Source organism: Halalkalibaculum sp. DA384 (genome assembly GCF_043951955.1).
GTDB lineage: Bacteria > Bacteroidota > Rhodothermia > Balneolales > Balneolaceae > JAMQKA01.
This window is the reverse complement of sequence record NZ_JBINJE010000103.1, coordinates 1-786: the sequence shown is the minus strand read 5'-3', so window position 1 is coordinate 786 and position 786 is coordinate 1. Positions and strand designations below refer to the sequence as shown.

1 protein-coding gene is annotated in these 786 nt (G+C 58.3%); it reads right to left on the bottom strand.

What is annotated here, in order from left to right; translation table 11 throughout:
* The coding region (locus tag ACG2E4_RS18445; protein WP_395277508.1) for a hydroxypyruvate isomerase family protein at positions 1-767 on the bottom strand (767 nt) is incomplete at its 3' end.
* Between the last annotated feature and the right edge of the window lie 19 nt (positions 768-786).

Below are 786 nucleotides of genomic sequence, written 5' to 3'. Positions count from 1 at the left end.
TTGCGGCCCGGCACGTCCCCCTGCTGGATGTAGGCGATCTCGTCCCAGCACAGCTCCATGTTGTGGATCAGGCGTCCCTCATTTTTCTGCATGTGGTAGATATCATACAGGATCTTGCAGGCCGGGCTGTCCACCGCCTTGCAGATCTGGTAGGTCTGGTCCGAATGCCGCAGGAACAGCTCTGGGGTGTCGCTAAGCGGCTCCAGGACCATCACCAGCCCGTGCGGCTCAAAAATCTCGGCCCCGCGGCGGAGCGTCTCCACCACATTGCTGGTCTGGATGCCCATCGGCAGGGAGCGGTCAAAATTGCCGGGCACTACGGTCATCCAGGTGGCATTCACCCGCTTGGCCACTTCTACCGCCTCCTTGCAAGCCTCTACAAAAATTTCGGTGTGTTCGGGGTCGCCGGTGGTAAACGAATTGGCCGCATTCCCGCCCTTGTCGATCACAAACACGCCCATCTGCATGCCGGAGTTGGCCAGCTGGTTGCCGATCTTCTCCTGCATCTGCGGGGAGCGCCCCATCATGCCGTTGTCTTCAAAGGCGGTAAACCCGACATCCGCCATAAACTTGAGCTGGTCAATCGGGTCTTCGCCCGCGTGATGGCGAAACATCCCGAAATGGGGGGCGTACTTGAGATTAAAAGAGTGTTGTTGACCCCGACCGGGTGTGGATGGCGTTGAGGCCGTCATCCCCTTCACACTCCCGGGTACAGCCATCGCCGAGCCCGCCAGCACACTGTTGCGTAAAAATGTTTTCCTGTTCATATCCCTTTGGTTTTAGTTA